Raw genomic sequence first — 18,252 nt, 5'->3', positions numbered from 1 at the left:
AAACACGAGACCTCCCCGTGGAGCAGGTGAAGGGAATCGGTCAGGCCGCATCGGCGTGGCCGGCCGGCTCGGTGTTGTCGACGACCAGCCGCAGGTGTCGACGGCGCCGCGAGGCAGTGCGTTCGGCGTCGACGTCGGCCTGCCATTCGGAGAACCGGCGCCCGGCGAGACGCTTGAGATAGGCCGGAATCCGATTGGCAGGAACCCCAACCAGGTGTGGCCCGAGCACGGCCAGCAGGTCGCTCGCTTCCTGGGAGGTCCAGCCGGCTTTCGTGATGGCGGACTCGTCCGGGAACACGTCGGCGACTCGGTCGGTGTCCGGGTTCAGCGCGGAGTCCTGGGTGCCGCCGTACGAGAAGACCCACAGGAAGTTCGGCGGCGGGCTGGGCTCGACAAGGCGGCGGAACAGGTCGACTTCCTTGGTGTAGGCGTAGAAGTTGATGTCCGGTCGTGCGTGGCAGATCCGCAGCCAGGCTTCAAGGTAGGCAGCAGAGAAGAAGTCGCCGCTGTCGTGAATCCGGACCCACGCGCCGCGGAACTTGGTGGCGCCAAGCTCCGCGAGCATGGCGGACTCCCAGCCGGGCAGGTCGTCGAGGACGAACATCAGGTTCGCCTGGTGCTTGGCGCGGACGACGGGCCATGTGTAGGTGCCGTGGCGGGCATAGCAGGCTTGCGCGCAGACGCCTGCGCTCGGGCAGGTGTTGTAGGTGCGGCCGTCCGGAAGCCGACCGGCCCAGGCCGGCAGCGACCAGTTCCAGGCGCCGATCTGGCGCATCTCGCGGTTCTGCGTGAGAAGCCGAGCCGGTCGGCGACCGGCCTCGGGCAGCGAAGCAAGCATGGGTTTCCCCTCGGTGCACTAGGCGGCGTCGAGCTCGACGAACGCGGACTCGATGTCCGCTGTGGTGCTGGGCATTTCGGCGACTTCTGTCGGGTCCGACGTGACCAGGTAGTGCTCGGCGGGGGAGGCGATCGCCTGAAAGGCCACCCGTTGCGTTCCGGTGCTGAGCAGGCCTTGGCCTTGGTCCGCGGACAGGAGGAAGTGGCGTTCGCCCAGGGAGAGGTTGAAGACGGTGCAGATCTCGTCGATCGCCTGTGGGGATTGCCGCAGCAGGATCTGCGTCGCGGCGTTTGCGACGACCGCCTTGCCCAGGTGCGACGCCAGCAGGTCCAGGGCGTCCTGCGAGATGACCAAGACCCCGGCCTTGTGCTTCCTGAACGTCTTGGAGGCACGGAACAGGAACTCGGCGCCTGCACGCTCCTTCATCAACAGCCACGCCTCGTCGACCACGACCAGCCGTCGTTTGCGGATAGCAGGGTTGGAGACCTGCCGCCACACCGCGTCGAGGGCCAGTAGGGTGCCGATCGGCTTGAGCTCATCGGACAGGTCTCGCAGCGAGAAGACCACTAGGTGTCCTTCGGGATGCGTCGTCGTCGGCCCGGAGAACATGCCGGAGAACGAGCCGGTGACGTAGGGCTTCAGCCCTGCCGCGAGCTGAGGCGCATCTGTTTCCGCGAGAGCCTCGGCGAGGTCGGCGAGCAATGGTGCTGGGCGCGTCCAGGTCCGCGGATCTGAGGTGATGCCGGCGCGTTGGTAGGTGGCGGTGATGGCCCGGTCCAGCACAGCGCGCTCGGCCAGCTCCAGTTCGCGGCCCAGCAGTACCGAGACGACGGTGTGCATGAACAGCGACCGCCGGACGAGTGCGTCGCGAGGTGTGGTTCGACGACCGTCCGCACGGGTGTGGATCGGCAGGTCCATCGGGTTGAGCCGGACCTGATCGGCACCGAGGCGGACGTGCTTGCCACCGACAGCTGCGGCCAACCGCGCGTACTCGTCCTCCGGGTCGATGACGTGGACCTCGATGCCGCAGTACAGCGAGCGCAGCAGTTCGAGCTTCACCAGGTACGACTTGCCCGCGCCCGAGCGTCCGAGGATCACCGAGTTGTGGTTGTCCAGCGCGAACCGGTCGTGGTGCACGAGGCCCTGGCTGCCGATGTTGAACCCGTAGAGCACGCCTGTCGGTGCACCGACCGAGGTCGGGCCCGGCGGTGGCAGGTCGGGGGAGGTGAACGGGAACGCCGACGCCAGCGCACTGGTGTCGAAGGTCCTGCGCATGCCGATCAAATCGAGGCCCATGGGAAGGCTGGTGATCCAGCCCTGGAGGCTTCGGTAGGTCGTCGGCTTGCAGTCCAGCAGCAACGACGCCGCGAGCGAGCGCACGGCCGACACCTCGTCGCTGAGCGCTTCCTCGGTGGGCGCGTGCACGGTCAGGTACAGCCCGAACCTGTACAACTTCCCTTCGCCGCGGGCGACGCGCGCTGACAGCTCGTAGGCGTCTTCGGTGGCCGCTTCGACGTGGGGGTCGATCAACCGGCCCTTGTCGCTGGTGTGCCGACGGCCGGATTCCAGTTTGGACAGTTGCTTCTTGAGGCGGCTGGCCGCGGTGACGGGGTCGATCGGCTCGATGTGCAGCGAGACGTCGACCCGTCCGGGGTAGGTCAGCAACGGTTGCAGCCAACCGGGATGGACCTCGCGCGGGTAACCGGTGACCGCGAAGGACGCTAGCCACTCGCCGCCGACTTCCAGAGCGCGCGGGTGGACCGAGAGGGCATCCGGGGTGAACGTGCTCATCGGTGATTCCTCTCGACGGTGTCGAAGTCATCGGGGTCTTCGGCGTCGTCGTCCCACTCGGGCTCCGGCGCGGTGGTGATGACGTCGTCCGAGCTGGCGAGACCGGCGTTCGGCGGGATCAGGCTGTCGGGGTCGCAGGCCGACGCCAGTACTCCGGTTGCCTGCCCGGCATCCAGTGGGGTGACCACGATTCCCGCGGGGGACAGCAGTTCGGCGGCCTCGCCGAGCCGTCGGGCGAGCCGGGTCTCTGCGGCTCTTCGGGCGGGATCATCGAACGCTTGGGCCTGCTTGGTGGCCTTGCGTTTGGCCATCAGCGCGGTGAGTGGGGAGGCGCCACCGAGGCCGTCGGTGGGACCTGTGGCGAACAGCGGTTCGCGCAGGATCAGCAGGACTTGGCGCCGCAGGAGTTCGGTGGCGCGGCCGAGTTGGTCGAGGTACTCGGCGTGCTCGAACGCGGCCTGTTCCAGCGCTGGGTGCGGCAGCCCGCCTGCTTGCTCGCGGAGCTCGGCGATCTGACCGGACAGGTCCAGTCGCTCGGTGCGCACGAGCACCTGAACTGGGGTGGTGAGCGAGTGCAGGTACCGGCCGAACGAGGCGACGAGCGACTCCTGTTCGGCGTGCGTGCGCAGGCTGAAGTTGACCGTGGAGCACACGGCGACGACTGCGAGGCCGTCCTTGCCGAGGTCGATCACACCGGTGTCGGCGACTCCCTCTGCAGGAAGGCGCAACGCGGCGGGCGAGGGCGTTGCGGCATCGCCCAGCCACTCCGGAACGTCGTGGATGCCTTCGGGTGCCGCGACACGGTGCCGCGGGTTCATCCGCTGCCGCAGCGCGGCGAGCACCAGCCGATCCAGCGTGACGCCGTCACGCTGACCGAGCGCGAGGAACGCGGCTGTGGCACCGATCGGAATCGCGACGACGAGGAACACCGCCAGTGGCACGAACGAGCGCGTGGCCGTGTACGTCGCGTACAGCACGATTCCGGTGACGGAGACGATGAGCAGCTGTCGCGCGGTGAGCGGGCCGAGCACTCGGTCCTCGCGGTCGACGTCCGAGGGAATCCTGACCGGCTGGCTCATTTCCCTTCACCTCCTGGTGGTTTCGGTGCTTGGAACACCGGTGGTGCAACGGAGTGGGTGCGCCGACGGGCATCGCCGATGCGGGGTGCGGGTTGCGCCTGCTGGAACACCGGCGCAGACGGTGCTGCTGTCGGCTTGGGCGTTGGCGGTGCGGGCGGCGGCTCAACTGCCGGTCGGAACTGCAACTGCGGAGGCACCGAAGCCAGGCGGACCGGCCGGGCCGCTTTGGGTGCGGCGGTGCGACGGCGAGGTCCACCGGCAACCTGGAACTGCGGGGAGCTACCGGGCTTGGGGCCTCGTCGAGGCCGAGTCATGGGCGCGTCCGGCGCGGCGGCCGAACTGAACTCCGGCTGCGTCGGCCCGAGCGTCGCCGGCATGACGGCGGGATCGTGGATCGTGTGCTGGGGTTGAGGTTGCAGGAACTTCGGATCCTGGGACGGCACACGCGACCGACGAGCAGCCCGCAGGCGTTCCGCGTCGTAGGACTCCTTGAGGCGCTTGGCGACCATCTCAGGAGTCGAGGCGAAGCGAGGCTGCGCCGGCCACGGAGGATCTGCGGCCGCGGTGCGGCCCGCCGTGTTGCTCGACCGTGTTGCGGTGCGAGCTCCTGCTGCCGCGGCTCGGCCACCCCCGACGAGTGCCATCGCTTTGCCGAACGCGAACGCGTACGCCAGGCCACCGAGGAAAGAGCGACGCCCGCCGCCGACTCGCACCTGGTTCATGACCCAGGTCGGGATCTTCACCAGGATCCAGATCAGCGCGATGAGGACGATCAGGTTGATGATGCCGTCCGCGGTCGGCATGCCGAAGAAGTTGAAGCCGCCTGGCTCCAGGAACACCTTGAGCGCCACGACCAGCGCGAGGCTCTGTCCAACTTGGATGCCGAGGACTCCGGCACCGGAGCGCCAGAACCAGTGCGCGACGCCCTCCAGCTGTGGCAGGCCGTGGCACATGAGCGCGAGTGGCGCTCCAGCGAGCAGGATGGCGGTGAGCCCGACGCGCACGACATAGCCGACCAGTAGCCCGATCAACAGGATCGTCAGCGCGAGTGACAACAGCCCGGCAAACAGGCCGCCGTCGACTATGGACCGGCTGACCAGCGCCACGAACAGTTCCGTGACCGCCTTGCCGGATGTCAGCGGATCGAGGCTGTCGCCGAGCACCGCCATCGACGCGGCGTTGGCGAACCGGATCGCCTGATCGCCCAGCATCAAGCTGAGGTTGGCGGCGATGAAGCCCACGGCTACGCGAGGCGCGATCTCGCGGATCGTGTAGCGCGTCTGGATGCTTTGGTGACCCATGACCAGGATCCCCGCGAGTAGCACCAGCAGCGAGTAGGCCGCGACGACGAACAGCCGGGACTGCTCCCAGATCTCACCGATACGCGGCAGCTGGTCGAGCGTGGGAGTCGACAGGAGAGTGCTGCCGAGCATCTGCAACAGCCAGTTCAGGGACTCGCCGACCAACAGGTTGATGAACGACGAGAAGCCCTCGTTCACGCACGCCGACAGATCGGTGATGCCGCACTCTGGGCGTTCGGTAGGAGGTTGCTGCGGATTGACGGTCGGAGGCGGTGTTGTGGTCGGCGCAGTCGAGGGCGGCGTTGAATCGGTCGGGGGCGTGGTCGGTGTGGGCGCGGTGGGCGTTGGTGCGACGGGCTGGGCGGAGACGGCCGTGGTGAGCGCGCACAGCAGGCCGATGACGATGCACACCAACAGCAAGCCCGCGCGCCACCAACGTCCCTTTGCGCTGGGCGGAGTGATGACGGCCATCGTCAGGCACCCACGATCCCTTTGAGGATCTCGACGACCAGCGGTGCAAGGGCCGCCAGGCCGTAGCCCCAACCAGCGGACCTGAACGCGGACTTGGCCTTCTCGACCTCGCCGGGGTCGTTGCCGCCCACGATCCAGCGAGCGCCGCCTATGGACAGGAACACCGTCGCCAGGCCGGCGAGGATCCCCATGATCCAGTTGCGGATGTTGTTGAGGACCTCGTCGACCGACTTGGCCAACGCGACGACCGTCGTGTCGGCGCCGGCTACCGAAGCGGACGCCAGCAGCACGAGAACGACAGCTCCCGCGACCATGGCGATGCGCGACCAGTTCGTCAGCGTTGTCGACTGTGGACCGTTGCCGACGAGAGCGTCGCGCGACCGGTTTGCGGTGGCGGAGAAACGATCGATCAGGCGCATTGGGACCCCTCCGAAGGCCGGGCTGTGCGCGGGTGTGTCCCGCATCCCTGAACTCCGGAATTCGTGTCCGTTTTGGACACGCGACCCTCAACTGTTTGCTCCGAATCGCCTTCGACGGCAGCCACGGAAAGTGACGGGTACGGCAAGTCGAGGGCTGGTCGAACTGGTCGCGCAAGGGCCACCGAGGCAGCTACCTGGTCGGTGAGCGGGTCTCCTGGATCAGCCTCGGCGACGGCCCCGCGGAGGTAGTCGACAAGTCGGAGCTCGGCGCGCTTGCGCGTCTTGTAGACCGCCCACTCGCCAACCCCGTGCTGCGCGGCCCAGTCCACGACGGACACGTTCTCCAGCCGAGTCGCACCGATCAGCGCCGCCTCGGTCTGGGTCAGGACTCCGTCCGCGACCGCGCGGGCGAGCACCAGATCGGGATGGCCCCACGGGGCGTGCGGCGGTGCCGACCGGAACCCCGGCGCGATGGGAGTCGGACTCGACAACGCCTCGGCGAGGGCGTCGTGGCCGGACCGGTAGGCGGCCCACCGCAGCCGCAAGATGATCCGCGGCGGACGCAGATCGATGGTCGACAACGCGGCGAGGAAGCCGCGCAACACCTCGGCGTGAACGTCGGCTGGGTCGCCGGCGAACCGGTCTGACAACGTGGCCGCCACCGAGGTCAAAGCGGGCAGCGCAACCCCCACGGCCGCGACGGTCCAGGTTGCTCCTTCCATCCGGGAACGAAGCACCAGGTGCGCCCACACCGAGTCCCTCGTCGACTGCGAGCAGCGGCGTGCCAACAGCCGGTCGCGAACCTCGTCGAGCGGGATGTCCCGGTCCGGCAGGCCTGTGAAGAGGCGGCCGTTCAGCGAGACCGGGTGAGGCCCGGTGACCAGCCAGTTGAATGCGTCCCGCGCGATGTCCAACGAGTTCGTGCTCATGACTTCACTCCTGCAGTGTCGATGCGAACAGCAACGACGTCAGGAAGCCACGAGCGATACCAAGTAAATACCAAGACGCTATTAGGCTGCGGGCAAAAGGTCTCGGCATGGCTACTAACTGCTGCTACGAGAGGCCCGTCTGTCGTGCCTCAGATCGGGCGCCGATGTGTGCGATGAGCTGCGGAGTTAGTGGCTTGCTAGTTGTTCGCTAGCTGGCTCGTCGGCTGCATCTTGCGGTCACCAAAAGAATCTTGACGCAGTGGCCTGGGTGAGATGCCGAGAAATTCGAGCGAACGAGTCCAAAACGAAGCAAAAAAGCGGAGTTAAGGGGTGACAGCTAGCGCGCCACTATCCCATCGGAGGAGACGCGAGATGACCGCGGGAAACGGAAACGAGTCTGCCGAAGACGACCCCGAGAACCTCAGCAAGTCCTACCACGTGCCTGCCCTGACCTCACTGCCCCCGACGCGGCGAACACGTCGGCGGCGCGGCTTGCCGTTCGCGCTCCGCCATGTCGTTTCCGGTCGTCCGAGCACCGTCTGGCCGTGTGCCCAGGACGATCTCGGCGAAGTCACCGGATTGCTCGCAAGCTGGCTGCTGACCGCGGTCGTGAAGATCGTCACCACCTACTCCCAACCCGGTCAACGAGTGCTTCTGCTCGAACCTCCGGCCCGCCTCATGCCAACCGGACTGCACACGGTGCGCGGCAGCCAAGGGCAGCCCCGGTCCGGCCCGTGCGCCGGACTGCACGAGGCTGGATGGACCGTGGTCCGACTGGGGCGAAGCGTCCAGTCTCAGACCGTCGTCACGAACCCAGACCAAGAGGACGCACACCTCGGCGCGGAGTCCGGAAGCGGACTGGCGGAGTCCGTCGGCAGTCCGACTATCGACGGTCTCGCAGGACCGTTAGCACACATCAACAGCGGACCGGAGTCAGCTCCGCGTCGCGTCAGCTCGGACGGGTACGACCTCGTCATTGCGGTGGCGGAGCCGCAGGCGCTCAGCTGGTTCCGGCTCGCAGACTGGGGCCATCTGCTCGCCCCGGCAGGCGTCCTCGCCGTCATCACCCGTGGTAACCGAGCGAGCCACCGATTCGCCGACCCGGCCAACTCGCTGGTGCGCGCTACCCACTCGGCTGGGTTGCTCTACCTCGACCGAATCGCCCTGCTGCGCACGCCGGTTCGAGACGGCGTGCTCGTGGTAACGACGTCGGCTGGCCACGTCCGTTCGCGTACTTCAACGAGGCCACCGACGACACCGGTTCGGCACGTCCAGGTGCACGACGACCTACTGGTGTTCGCCCGCCAGCCGATCAACGAAGGCGGTGTGAGTTCCCATGCTTGAACACCTAGAGCCTCCGCTGTCGGTCTGGCAGACTGGGCAACGCGACCCGTTCACACAGCTGCGCGAGGCTGGCCTCGTGCCGGATACCGAGACCGACCTGGAGCGGGTTCCGCCAGCTGTCGCGGCACGCACAATCGCGACTTACACGCGCCTCGGCGACCTCGTTCTGGATCCAGATTGCGGCGCGGGCACCGTCCTGTCGGAAGCGCTGCGCGCCGGACGACAAGCCTTCGGACTCACTGCCGATCGTCGATGGTGGACCCTCGCGCGAGCCAACGTCAGTGCCGCCAAGGTCGCAGGCGCCTTGCGGGACGGTTCGGTTCTCGACGCGCGACCGAAAGCCTTGGAGGCGGTTCGAGCTGCCGGTCTTTCAGGCCGGGTCGGACTGGTCCTGACCGCCGTGCGGACTGCGTCGGGCCGCACGGCCGACCCCGGCGATGACCCGATCAAGTCCACCATCGCCGACCTCACCACGACCTTGCGTTGCTGCGAGCCGCTGTTGTGTTCTGGCGGACACGTCGCGGTCGTCGCGCAGCCTTACCGTGGCTCGGACGATTTCCTGGTCGACCTGACCACGCGACTAATCGCGGCCAGCGCCGCAGCCGGGTTGGTGTTGGTCGACCGGTGCATCGCCCTGACCGCAGAGCTGCGTGACAGCCGCCTGGTCACCCGAGCTTCGCTCGCTGAGCGGCGCAGGGCGTCTCGCACGTCCGGTTTCCCGACTTCCCTCGTGGCCCACCACGAGGTGCTCGTGTTCCAACGCGCCCACGATGTTGAACTCGCTGCTTTGGCCGTCGAAGTCGACGCTCCTGGCTGGAGGAGAGCTGCGTGACGGCACGCATCGATCTTCATATGTGCGGCTGCCGGCCTGAGGTCGGCAGCAGGCGCAACATGGAGCTACATCGAGCTGCACGACGACGCCAGGCGGTCCGCGATGGCGCTTGAGCTGTTGCGCCTGACGGCAGGTTTGTCGCGGACGTGGGCAGGTTTTCTCCGCGACTGGGATCGAACGCTTCGGGCAGGCAACTACCCCGAGACCACCCGTTACAACTACCTGCTCGCCGCATCCCAGCTCGCCGGCTACCTCGCTAGGGAGTGCTCAGAGCCGCACGCCGCTGATGCCGGGGAGGATCCCACCGAGGTCCGCAAGGAACACGTTGAGGCGTTCCAAGCGTGGATGGTCGAGACCAGGTCGGCTGCTACCGCACTGAACAAGCACAAAGGACTGCAGCAGTTCTTCAAGTGGTTGGTGCACGACGAGGAGGAGATCGACCGTTCGCCGATGGATCGGGTGAGGCAGCCCAAGACGCAGAAGAAGCTGATCCCTGTCATTCGGGACGACGACACGAAGAAGGTCCTCGACACCTGCAAGGGGAAGACCTTCGTTCAACTGCGTGATGAGGCGATCATCCGGCTCTACTACAACACCGGTGCCCGTCTGTCCGAGGTCGGTCGGCTGGATCTCGGTGACGTGGACTTGAACTTGGACTCGGTCCACTACCGAGGCAAGGGTGGTAAAGAGCGACGGGTCCGCTTCGGTCCGAAGACTGCTCGTGCGCTCAGCCGGTACTTGAGAGCACGCGAGCGGCATGTCGGTGCGGACCTGCCGGCCTTCTGGTTGGCGGAGCGTGGTCGACGGCCGCTGGCACCGAACGGGATCAAGATAATGCTCAAGCGCCGCGGAGTTGCTGCTGGCTTGTCGGGGGTGCACGCGCACCGATGGCGTCACAACTACGCCCACGAGTGGAAGAAGGCCGGTGGTGACACCGGGGACCTGATGTTGCTTCTCGGTTGGACATCAGAGGACATGCCTCGTCACTACGGTGCCAGCGCTGCCGCCGAGCGAGCGCAGGACACGCAGCTGCGACTAGGGATCGGTGAGAATGTCTGACGACCAGAAGAAGCCGGCCCCAGGTGGCCTGACTGCTGAGCAACGAAGCTTCCGAGCAAGGATCGCCGCGCACGCCTCTTGGGCGAAGACTGTTGATCGGAGGGCCCGTACGTCGCGAGCAACAGAGGGTTTCCTTGAACGGCTGGAGCAGGAGATTGATCCGGGAAACGAGCTTCCTCCTGAGGTGCGCCGCACGATGGCTCTCCACGCGCGAACCGCCCACATGCTGAAGCTGGCTCGACGGTCGGCGGCAGCGCGTCGACGGAAATAGCTGGCGTTGATCCGCGAAGATGAGTGCATGACGAAGTACGCCCTCGACGAGGAACGTCAAGCTCTGCTCGCGACCTGGGAGACCGGTGACGGCTACTTGGCTCGCACTGTCGCAGTGTTGCCATCGTCCGTCGACCAGCAAGGCGCTCTACGGCTTGCAGCGAGTTTGACGACGATGTCGCGTATGGCGTGGTGGACGTACACCCACCCGGCCACCAGTGCGGAGAGCATCGAGCCGAACAGCGAGGGATGGCGCCGCCAAGGGGAGCGGGAGGCGTTCGCTGAGGTGCTTGACCACGTGAGAAAGCCCTACTTGCCGGACGGCCAGGGCTACCTCGTGCAGTCATATGTTCGGGTGGAAGAAGCCGCACATCGCGTTGGACGCGCTGTGCACGCCATCGGCGATCAGGAACTCACGGACTTGGTCCTCGCTGATGTCCAGCAGGAGTTGGCTGCTGTGGAACGGGCCGAACTAGGCGACTTCTCGGGCCGTGCACGGCAGGCCGTCCAGCTCAGTCGTGCCGATGCCTCGCCGCTTCAGGTGAACGCCGCCCACGACTTCCTGCACGCGCACCCGTTGTGGTCCAGCAAGCTCTTCGAAGAGGTCGACCCGACCGCAGCAGCGGTCGCCGCCGCGCACTGGTTGCAGGCGGCGGCGGAGGTCGCCAGCGAGGTATCAGGTGTCAGCCCTGCGAACGTCGTCATGGAGGCCGACAACATCGAGGCACTGACGGTGGAGACGCCGACCTTGGTCCTCGAGCGGCTGATGGCCGGCGAAAGTCCGCGGCGCGTCGTTGTCGACCTGGTGGCCGGAGCAATGACCGCCGCCGAGGGCAAGGTGCCGGATCCGGACGCTCTGGTGGAGGCGATCGAGGAGGCGAGGACGCAGGCCCAACAGTATGGACCAGGTGACGAAGAGCTTCTTGCCGGGCTGATGCCGCGGGTGACACCGCTGGATCCGGCACGTCCCTCACTAGACCTTCTCGAGGACCTTCTGGACGGGATCCGCGGATGCTGGTTGCTGTACCGGTCGCACGCTGAACTCGGCGACGAGGTGGATCCCGATGACGAAGCTGCCGATGAAGAGATCGACGAGGAGTTCTTCGCGGCCGTTCGAGCAGAGGCTGATGCCAAGCGTGATCGACTCCTTTAGGACTGGGACTGGGCATGAGATCTGAATCCGACCTGACAGCCGAGATCCTTGAGCCAGTGGACATGGCTCTCCTCGAACCCGTGTATCCGTTCAACGAGCCCGGCCAAGAGATCCGCCTGTACGCGGGTCGCTTCGCAGGGCCTGGAGTTAGCACCGTCAGCGGTGCCGTATGGATGAGTTGCGGCTCGCAGTTCAGAGTTCGGTGGAAGCTCGAAGGCGAAGTGCCCACGTCGTGGCAGTTCAGGGCGATCGGAGCGGACGAGGTCACCATCGAGTTGGCGCGTCCGGGAGGGAACGTTGAGGTCACCGGTCGCTACCGCACCCTCGACGACGGCACCCTCAACGGCTCTACTCTTGGCCGCGCTGACTCGGTGCTCAGCCATGTCATCGTGCACTGGATGAATCTGCCCGACGTCCAGAGAGGACGAGGTCGCTGGCGGTTCAGCGTTGGCGAGTGGGACGTGGTGCTCGAGCCCCGCCCAGACCACGAGACGGTGTGGGAAGCGCTGGGTTTTGATCCGCGCATCGCGATGACGCACGTCATGTCCATTACTCGAGGCGATGGCGCGTTGTTCATCGCTGAAGAGGTGCGAGTGATGTTGCGTGCGCTGCACTTCGGTGTGTCGTTCGCTTTCGGTCGTTGGGTCCCTCCTGCACTGCCGGTCGGCTTCTCGCCGGCGGGGGTCGCTGTCTGGGAGGAATGGGGGCCGTTGTTTTGCGACCCTGGGCGTAACGCCTCCATGGCATGGCTGGATCACGAACACGTCGACGATCTGCAGGCGCTGCTCGACTGCGTGTTGGCGGCTTTCGAGGACCCCCAGAGGGAGGACATCGCTCGGCACCTGCTGTCGAGAGCGGTGGAGGCCAACCACACAGGGCGCGTCGAACAGCGGATCATGACGGCCTTCCCTGCGATCGAGTGGCTGTGCTGGGTGGAGCTGAAGCTCAGCGGGAAGATGAGTGGCGCGAAGTACAAGGAGCTGTCGACTGCGAGCAGGATCGAGACCCTGCTGAGCGCCGCGAACATCCCGACAGATGTTGACCCTGGGGCACAACCGGTGCTGGCTGCTTACGCGAGTGCAAAATCCGAGACAGGAACTCCTCTGAGCGGTGCACAGGTCACGACTCGAGTGAGACATCAACTCGTTCACGCCAAGTCACCGTTCGAGGAGGTCTACACGACAGACGGCCTGCTCACTGAGGCGTGGCTTCTCACGCGCCACTACCTCGTCCTGCTGCTTCTCAAGTGGTTGGGATACGCGGGTCGGTATCAAGCAGCACTTGGCCCGAGCGGCTCGTCGGGCCATGACGGGCCCGTTCCGTGCTCAGTGCGAGCGGACCCTGACGCTTGAGCGTTGTATCAGGACGAAACGACTTGGCGATGGTGTCTACATGGTGGCGCCCGTGGAGTTCACAACGAAGGCATCGCGATGGGTCCGGCTCCGTCACGCAGGAGACGGTGACGACCCTCCCTTTGCGATGGACCCGAGTGGATTTCTGGCTGAGCCCGACGGCCAGAACGGAGGCTGGCGTCGGCCCGCCGACGCTGCTGAGTCCGGCGGCTGGGTTCTTCTGGGTGAGCCAGGTGCCGGCAAGACAACTGCGTTCGAAGATCTGATTCCGGAAGCGGATCGCGAGTCTGCGCCGCTGCCAGGAGAGCCCGGCACTCTCTGGCTGGTCGGTGACGAGCTCGACAGCCGGGAAGCGATCAACGAGCGTCTGGGTAGCTACCTCGACGCGCTCCCCACGAAGTCCGACATCAGCACTCCGGTGCCAGATGGACTACTCGTCGTGATTGACCAGCTGGACGAGTGCCTCTTCCTGAGCCAGCTCGCGAAGTGGCTGACGAGGAAGCTACGGCCCCGGGACACTCGCGGTGTGCGCATTTGGATCGCTTGCCGCACCGCCGACTACCGGGAAGCGATCACCGACGTCCTCGTCCGAGAGCTCGGCTCATGCACGGTCGGCGACTTGGCGCCACTGACGCAGAACGACGTTGCTGAGCTGATCTCGACAACGGACGTGGATGCTGGCAGGTTCCTGGAATCAGTTGTGAGGAACGGTGCCGGTGCTTTGGCCTCGCTGCCACTCACGCTCAAGGTGTTGTTGAACGCCTTCAGGTCAGACTCTGATTCGTTGCGGGGAACCCCAGCGCTCTGGCTGGAGCGCGGCGTCACACGGCTGGCAGACGAGCACGCGCCCGATCGAATCTCAGCACGTCCGGTCGACTCGACGGCAGAGCAACGGGTTGCCGTTGCTGCAAGGATAGCGGCGCATCTATTGCTCAGCGGTCGCCGCTCGGTGCACACGACCGTCCTCGGTGTGGACGTCGCCGATCATGCAATCCCCATGGGGCAGATGGTCGGCGACAACGAGGCTGCAGGAGCCGGCGAGTTTCCTGTTACCAAGGAACTGGTCATGGAAACCCTGGCCACTGCGATCTTCACGCGGACGAGTCCGGAGAAGGTGGCCTTCGCGCACTCGTCATTCGCGGCGTTCCTCGCAGCGCGGTATCTCGCAGCGCGACTCACCGCACCGATACCAATCCCTGCCAGGCAGCTCGAGGGCGTGCTGCTCGTGAGCGCGGCGGACGAGGACACAGCGGCAATTCCTGAACACCTGCGCGAAACGGCTGCATGGCTACTCGCACATGCCCCGGCGGAGGCCCGCTGGCTCGCACTCGCAGACCCAGAAGGTCTGGCAGCCCACTCGTCGGTCATCACCGCACCCGAAATCAGAGCTGACATCGTGGACGGGCTTCTTGCCCGAGCAGATCGAATCGAGCTGGCCGATCGCTCGTGGCAACGCGCACGCTGGCGACTGGAACACCCAGGCCTGTGCAGCCAACTGAGCGAGGTGCTGAGCCACGCGGACGGCTCGCCCAGCGACGACTGGCCGACGTTCGCGCGAGTGCGACTTGCCGTTCGGTTGGCTTCGGAATCGGGAGTGCCCGAGCTCGCCGAGCCTCTCTTGCGGGTCGCCGCAAGCACCGGGTGGCCGGTGCACGTACGACAAAGCGCGGCGAAGGCAGCGTTGGCGGTTGACGCAAGTCCTGCCGTTGTCGATCGCCTGCGTCATCTTCTGCAAGGCTTGGCTCCAGAAGCTGGGACCGACTCCACAAACACCCAGAAGGTTGACCGCGGACCTGACAGCGTCTCGGAACTCATCGGTACGCTCCTTGGACTTCTGTGGCCGGAACACTTGAACTTTGCAGAGGCTGCACAGCACATCGACCCTGGAGCAACTATCAGCGGCTTCATCGGGGTGTACTACTTCGAGGTTCACAGGTTTCCACAGTCCATTCCGGACGAGGCACTCGACGAGCTGGTCACCTTCGCCGAGCAGTCGCTTCAGCGCGATGGTCTGCTCCTCGCCAAGCGCGATCCTGACGTGGCGTACGAAGATTTGGATGAGGAGGAGCTTGCGGAGCTGGTGCCGCACCTCAGCAAGGGACACCTCACCCATGAGCGTGTGCGTCGTCTACGTGACTTTGTCGCCGACGTAGTGGAACGCGTGCTCCAGTCGCCGAAGGCGATGGATCTGATCGACAGAACCGCGAGAATGGTTCTCTGCTTCCTCAACAGTGCTGAGCGGATGCCTCTGCCGTCAGCGGTCGATCTGATCGACATCGTGTCGGGTGAGGAAATCGTGGCCGCCCGCGATCTGCGTCGAGCCTTTGTTGAGGGGATGTTCAAGGCGAGCGGGGCACTGGAGGCCTCGGACAGTCCATACTGGACGTACCTGATCGTCAACCGGTGGGGTCGGCTTCGTTACGACGCCGATCGCCTTGCACCGCAAGGAACCAAGCGTGGCCGACGGCGCACGCTGCTCGATCGTGCAGACGCGGAGTGGGCTTCGCTTCGAAGCCTGCATCATCATGCTGCTGGCGAAACGCGCCTGGCTGACACTCTTGCCCGCGTTGCGGAGGAGCTTGCCAAGCCAGCCGACGAACTGGTTGAGGAGCCGCAAACCGAGGTATGGAAGGACGCCGAGCTCTTCGCAGCGCAGCAACGTGAGCGACTGGACAAGGCGGCAGATGGGGACGCGATCGCGTTCGTCAACCTGGTCTACTACCTGCAGTTGAACCCAGAGACGGGAGACTACGACCCAACTGGCTCCTGGTGCAGAACAATGAGTTCGGGGGCCACGCTGTGGCCTGCGGCAGAACTACGGCAGAAGCTCCTAGCTGCTGCCGTCCACTTCCTGCAGGCTGAGCAGGACCATCACGAAGGTTGGCTTGGCCTCCGAGGTTCGCGTCGTGCGGAAGCGTGCATGGTCGCCTTCGCAACGGTGCACTCAGACCCAGCGGCCAGAGAAGTCCCCGAAGATGAACAGGGGCTGGATGTCGTACCGGCGGACCGCTGGAAGTTCTGGGTGGGCGCGATCTTCGACAACCTCGAGCGGTTCGGTAGGCAAGAGGTCGAACTGGAACGAGAGCTCCTGGCGCGTGTGGAGCAGCATGCTCACGACGAACTGGGCACAGCCCTGGCGCAGTATGTACGTACACGGGTTGTCCGCGGCGAGCAGCCCGTTCACTTGCCGGAATTGCCGCTGACGTTCGCGCCACTCTTGGCGGAGCTCGCCGATGAGGTCGGCGACGCACTGCGTACGCCTGACAGCGGCGACGTCGAGGACACAGGTGCTGAAGTCGCCGTGATTGCAGAAGGACCAGTCGTGCTCGAAGGTGAAGCCGCCAGGTCCATGGCCGTGTCCAGTTGGGCGAACTTGCTGCGTTTGCCGCTGGAAGTTGACTACCCGTCTGCTATTGATCAGGCTCGTAGCGCGATCGCCGAGGTGGGAAACGAAGGCGATCAGCCACTCCTTATCGACATGGCCGCAGCCGCTGGGTTTGCGCTGCTGACATCGAACCCAGCGGCGCATTGGCCTATCGTTCGGGAGTTTGTCGGCAAGTCGCCGGCATTCGCCAAAGACCTCGCGTTTCGTAGCGCAGACGACTCGACGCGTCAGCCCATCATCAGCGACCTTGCTGAGGAAGAGCTCGGCGAGGTGTACCGCTGGCTGAGCACCGTGTGCCCGCCTGAGACCGATGTGTTCGAACGTGCCGCCTTCGTCGGGCGCGAGCATAAAGTGCACGACTGGCGCCGGCACATCATCACCGAGCTTGCTCAAAGAGGCACGAAGGCCAGTGTGCATGTGCTTCGTGATCTTGTTGGGGTGTACCCGGACCTGTTGGGCATTCAGTCGGCTCTGCACGAGGCGCGCCGTCGTGATCAGGCAAACCGGGTTGGTCGACTTGAACCTAGCGAAATCACGGATCTTCTCAGCCATCGGGCGCGTCGCGTGGTGAACACAGCGGCTCAACTTGCAGGCGTGATCCTCGACGTCCTAGACGAGATCCAGAACGACCTGTTCACGCACGGTAATCTGCTTTGGGACTGCGAACGTGTCGATCGTCCAGTCGGGGCAAAGCCCAACAGCCCTCGCCCCTTGGCGTGGCGCCCCAAGCCCGAAGGCACTCTCGGCGCCTATCTCACGCACGAACTCAAGCAACGACTGGAGCGGCGTCGTGTGGTGGTCAATCGTGAGGTCGTGATCCGGCCAACCAACGAAGGTGATGCCGGCGAACGACCTGACATCAAGCTTGACGTTGTGGGCGACGCTAAGCACGCGATCGACGGCCAGGCCGTGACGGTGCCGATCGAGATAAAAGGTGCTTGGCATGACGACGTCCTGAAAGCACAGGCTGATCAGCTTGAGATGCGGTACCTGCGCGACCTGAACACCACGGATGGCGTCTACGTCGTTGCCTGGTACCCAATCAGCTACTGGAACGTATACGCCAAGGAAGATGCGCGTAAGTCCGCTGCCAACAGGCACGGCTCAGCGGAGGAGCTGGAAAAGTACCTGCTGCACCAGGCCGCAGAGATCATGCAGAGCACTCACCGGCGCACCCATCCGTTCGTCCTCGTTGTAGAGCGCGCGGTTGCCGCGGGCGACAGGATCATGCGGACGCCGCGCCCTTCCCGGCGGTCTGGATCCGCCGGAGCGGCTGGTTCCGGAGCATGATCGACAGGCTGAGTTCGTAGACTCCTTTACTCGGCCAGTTACACTTGGAGACGACCTGGAAGAACAGGCCGGAGCACGACGCTCAGTCGTTCCACGACTGGGGGTCAAGGGGTCGCAGGTTCAAATCCTGTCGTCCCGACGGTCGCGGAAAGCCCCTCTGACCGAGGTGAAATACCTGGTCAGAGGGGCTTTTCCATGTTTCCAGTCTGATCATGCTCGTCATCTTCTTTGGGGACCATTTGGGGACCTGGGTGACTAACTGAGTGACTAGGCCTTCGAAGGTAAGCCGGTTCCACTAGCTCGGACGGCTTGGCGCGACCGCCCCTGAGACCTTTATAGGTAGCGTGGAGGGTGCTGTGATCCTGCGAATCGCCTGCCCATGCGGCCGAAACCTCGCTGACGTCACCAAGGACGAGCACAACCCGGATTGGACGCGGGACAAGCTTCTGGTGACGCGACGGCCGAACGTGCGCCAGTCCAACTACCGACCGTGGCACGTTGCCAATCAAGGGGGCCCGATCGGGTCAACTGGCCGAGCACAGGCAACGCCGGGACGGGTTGAGGGCCGTGACTTCGATTGGCACGACAGGACGTACACGTGGCAATGCCGCTGCGGGGAGACTTGGCAGCGGCGGCATGCGTCTATCTCGCAGGTATGGGAGCGCAACTCCGGAGAAGGTCTGGTGCGGGTAGTGCTCGGTCGCGACATGTAAAATCGCCTTGAAGACCAACATCACGC

The 18,252-nt window shown here is 65.3% G+C and carries 12 protein-coding genes; 6 read left to right on the top strand and 6 right to left on the bottom strand.

All coding sequences use genetic code 11. The annotated features are described in order from the left end of the window. Positions 1-40 precede the first annotated feature (40 nt). The 6 genes from ACH413_RS11900 to ACH413_RS11875 form a co-directional block, all read right to left on the bottom strand. Positions 41-838, bottom strand: a complete 798-nt coding sequence (locus tag ACH413_RS11900; RefSeq protein ID WP_360031128.1) for a hypothetical protein — start codon at positions 836-838, stop codon at positions 41-43. An 18-nt stretch (positions 839-856) separates the two neighbouring features. Further along, positions 857-2,629 carry a helicase HerA domain-containing protein gene (locus ACH413_RS11895; protein WP_360031126.1) on the bottom strand — a complete coding sequence of 591 codons (1,773 nt, stop codon included), beginning with the start codon at positions 2,627-2,629 and terminating at the stop codon, positions 857-859. Continuing rightward, on the bottom strand, positions 2,626-3,708 hold the full coding sequence (locus ACH413_RS11890) for a PrgI family protein (protein ID WP_360031124.1): 1,083 nt from the start codon (positions 3,706-3,708) through the stop codon (positions 2,626-2,628). Before ACH413_RS11890 ends, ACH413_RS11895 begins: the two co-directional genes overlap by 4 nt. Beyond that, positions 3,705-5,480 carry a hypothetical protein gene (locus ACH413_RS11885; RefSeq protein ID WP_360031122.1) on the bottom strand — a complete coding sequence of 592 codons (1,776 nt, stop codon included), beginning with the start codon at positions 5,478-5,480 and terminating at the stop codon, positions 3,705-3,707. Before ACH413_RS11885 ends, ACH413_RS11890 begins: the two co-directional genes overlap by 4 nt. A gap of 2 nt (positions 5,481-5,482) precedes the next feature. Continuing rightward, complete coding sequence (locus ACH413_RS11880) at positions 5,483-5,794, bottom strand: pilin (RefSeq protein ID WP_396424970.1); 312 nt, start codon at positions 5,792-5,794, stop codon at positions 5,483-5,485. A gap of 95 nt (positions 5,795-5,889) precedes the next feature. After that, a complete protein-coding gene (locus ACH413_RS11875; protein WP_360031118.1) occupies positions 5,890-6,828 on the bottom strand; it encodes a hypothetical protein in 939 nt (312 codons plus the stop codon). A 372-nt stretch (positions 6,829-7,200) separates the two neighbouring features. Here ACH413_RS11875 and ACH413_RS11870 point away from each other — a divergent pair, with 372 nt between their 5' ends. The 6 genes from ACH413_RS11870 (at position 7,201) to ACH413_RS11845 (ending at position 17,513) form a co-directional block, all read left to right on the top strand. Continuing rightward, positions 7,201-8,172 carry a hypothetical protein gene (locus ACH413_RS11870; protein WP_360031117.1) on the top strand — a complete coding sequence of 324 codons (972 nt, stop codon included), beginning with the start codon at positions 7,201-7,203 and terminating at the stop codon, positions 8,170-8,172. A gap of 76 nt (positions 8,173-8,248) precedes the next feature. After that, a complete protein-coding gene (locus ACH413_RS11865) occupies positions 8,249-9,004 on the top strand; it encodes a DNA methylase (protein ID WP_360031115.1) in 756 nt (251 codons plus the stop codon). 102 nt (positions 9,005-9,106) lie between these two features. Further along, complete coding sequence (locus tag ACH413_RS11860; protein WP_360031113.1) at positions 9,107-10,063, top strand: tyrosine-type recombinase/integrase; 957 nt, start codon at positions 9,107-9,109, stop codon at positions 10,061-10,063. A 298-nt stretch (positions 10,064-10,361) separates the two neighbouring features. After that, positions 10,362-11,486 (top strand): hypothetical protein, encoded by a 1,125-nt coding sequence (locus ACH413_RS11855; RefSeq protein ID WP_360031111.1) that lies wholly within the window; start codon positions 10,362-10,364, stop codon positions 11,484-11,486. Between the two features lie 14 nt (positions 11,487-11,500). Then, on the top strand, positions 11,501-12,838 hold the full coding sequence (locus ACH413_RS11850) for a hypothetical protein (RefSeq protein ID WP_360031109.1): 1,338 nt from the start codon (positions 11,501-11,503) through the stop codon (positions 12,836-12,838). 40 nt (positions 12,839-12,878) lie between these two features. Beyond that, on the top strand, positions 12,879-17,513 hold the full coding sequence (locus tag ACH413_RS11845; protein ID WP_360031107.1) for a hypothetical protein: 4,635 nt from the start codon (positions 12,879-12,881) through the stop codon (positions 17,511-17,513). The last annotated feature ends 739 nt before the right edge of the window (positions 17,514-18,252 follow it).

The organism is Lentzea sp. NPDC020367, assembly GCF_044387305.1.
Taxonomy (GTDB): domain Bacteria; phylum Actinomycetota; class Actinomycetes; order Mycobacteriales; family Pseudonocardiaceae; genus Lentzea.
This window is presented reverse-complemented; position numbering and strand designations above follow the sequence as displayed.

Bases quoted from the DNA above. Each gene is read 5' to 3' on its own strand.
- ACH413_RS11900 (WP_360031128.1), bottom strand. From the start codon at position 838: ATGCTTGCTTCGCTGCCCGAGGCCGGTCGCCGACCGGCTCGGCTTCTC.
- ACH413_RS11895 (WP_360031126.1), bottom strand. From the start codon at position 2,629: ATGAGCACGTTCACCCCGGATGCCCTCTCGGTCCACCCGCGCGCTCTG.
- ACH413_RS11890 (WP_360031124.1), bottom strand. From the start codon at position 3,708: ATGAGCCAGCCGGTCAGGATTCCCTCGGACGTCGACCGCGAGGACCGA.
- ACH413_RS11885 (WP_360031122.1), bottom strand. From the start codon at position 5,480: ATGGCCGTCATCACTCCGCCCAGCGCAAAGGGACGTTGGTGGCGCGCG.
- ACH413_RS11880 (WP_396424970.1), bottom strand. From the start codon at position 5,794: ATGGTCGCGGGAGCTGTCGTTCTCGTGCTGCTGGCGTCCGCTTCGGTA.
- ACH413_RS11875 (WP_360031118.1), bottom strand. From the start codon at position 6,828: ATGAGCACGAACTCGTTGGACATCGCGCGGGACGCATTCAACTGGCTG.
- ACH413_RS11870 (WP_360031117.1), top strand. From the start codon at position 7,201: ATGACCGCGGGAAACGGAAACGAGTCTGCCGAAGACGACCCCGAGAAC.
- ACH413_RS11860 (WP_360031113.1), top strand. From the start codon at position 9,107: ATGGCGCTTGAGCTGTTGCGCCTGACGGCAGGTTTGTCGCGGACGTGG.
- ACH413_RS11855 (WP_360031111.1), top strand. From the start codon at position 10,362: ATGACGAAGTACGCCCTCGACGAGGAACGTCAAGCTCTGCTCGCGACC.
- ACH413_RS11850 (WP_360031109.1), top strand. From the start codon at position 11,501: ATGAGATCTGAATCCGACCTGACAGCCGAGATCCTTGAGCCAGTGGAC.
- ACH413_RS11845 (WP_360031107.1), top strand. From the start codon at position 12,879: ATGGTGGCGCCCGTGGAGTTCACAACGAAGGCATCGCGATGGGTCCGG.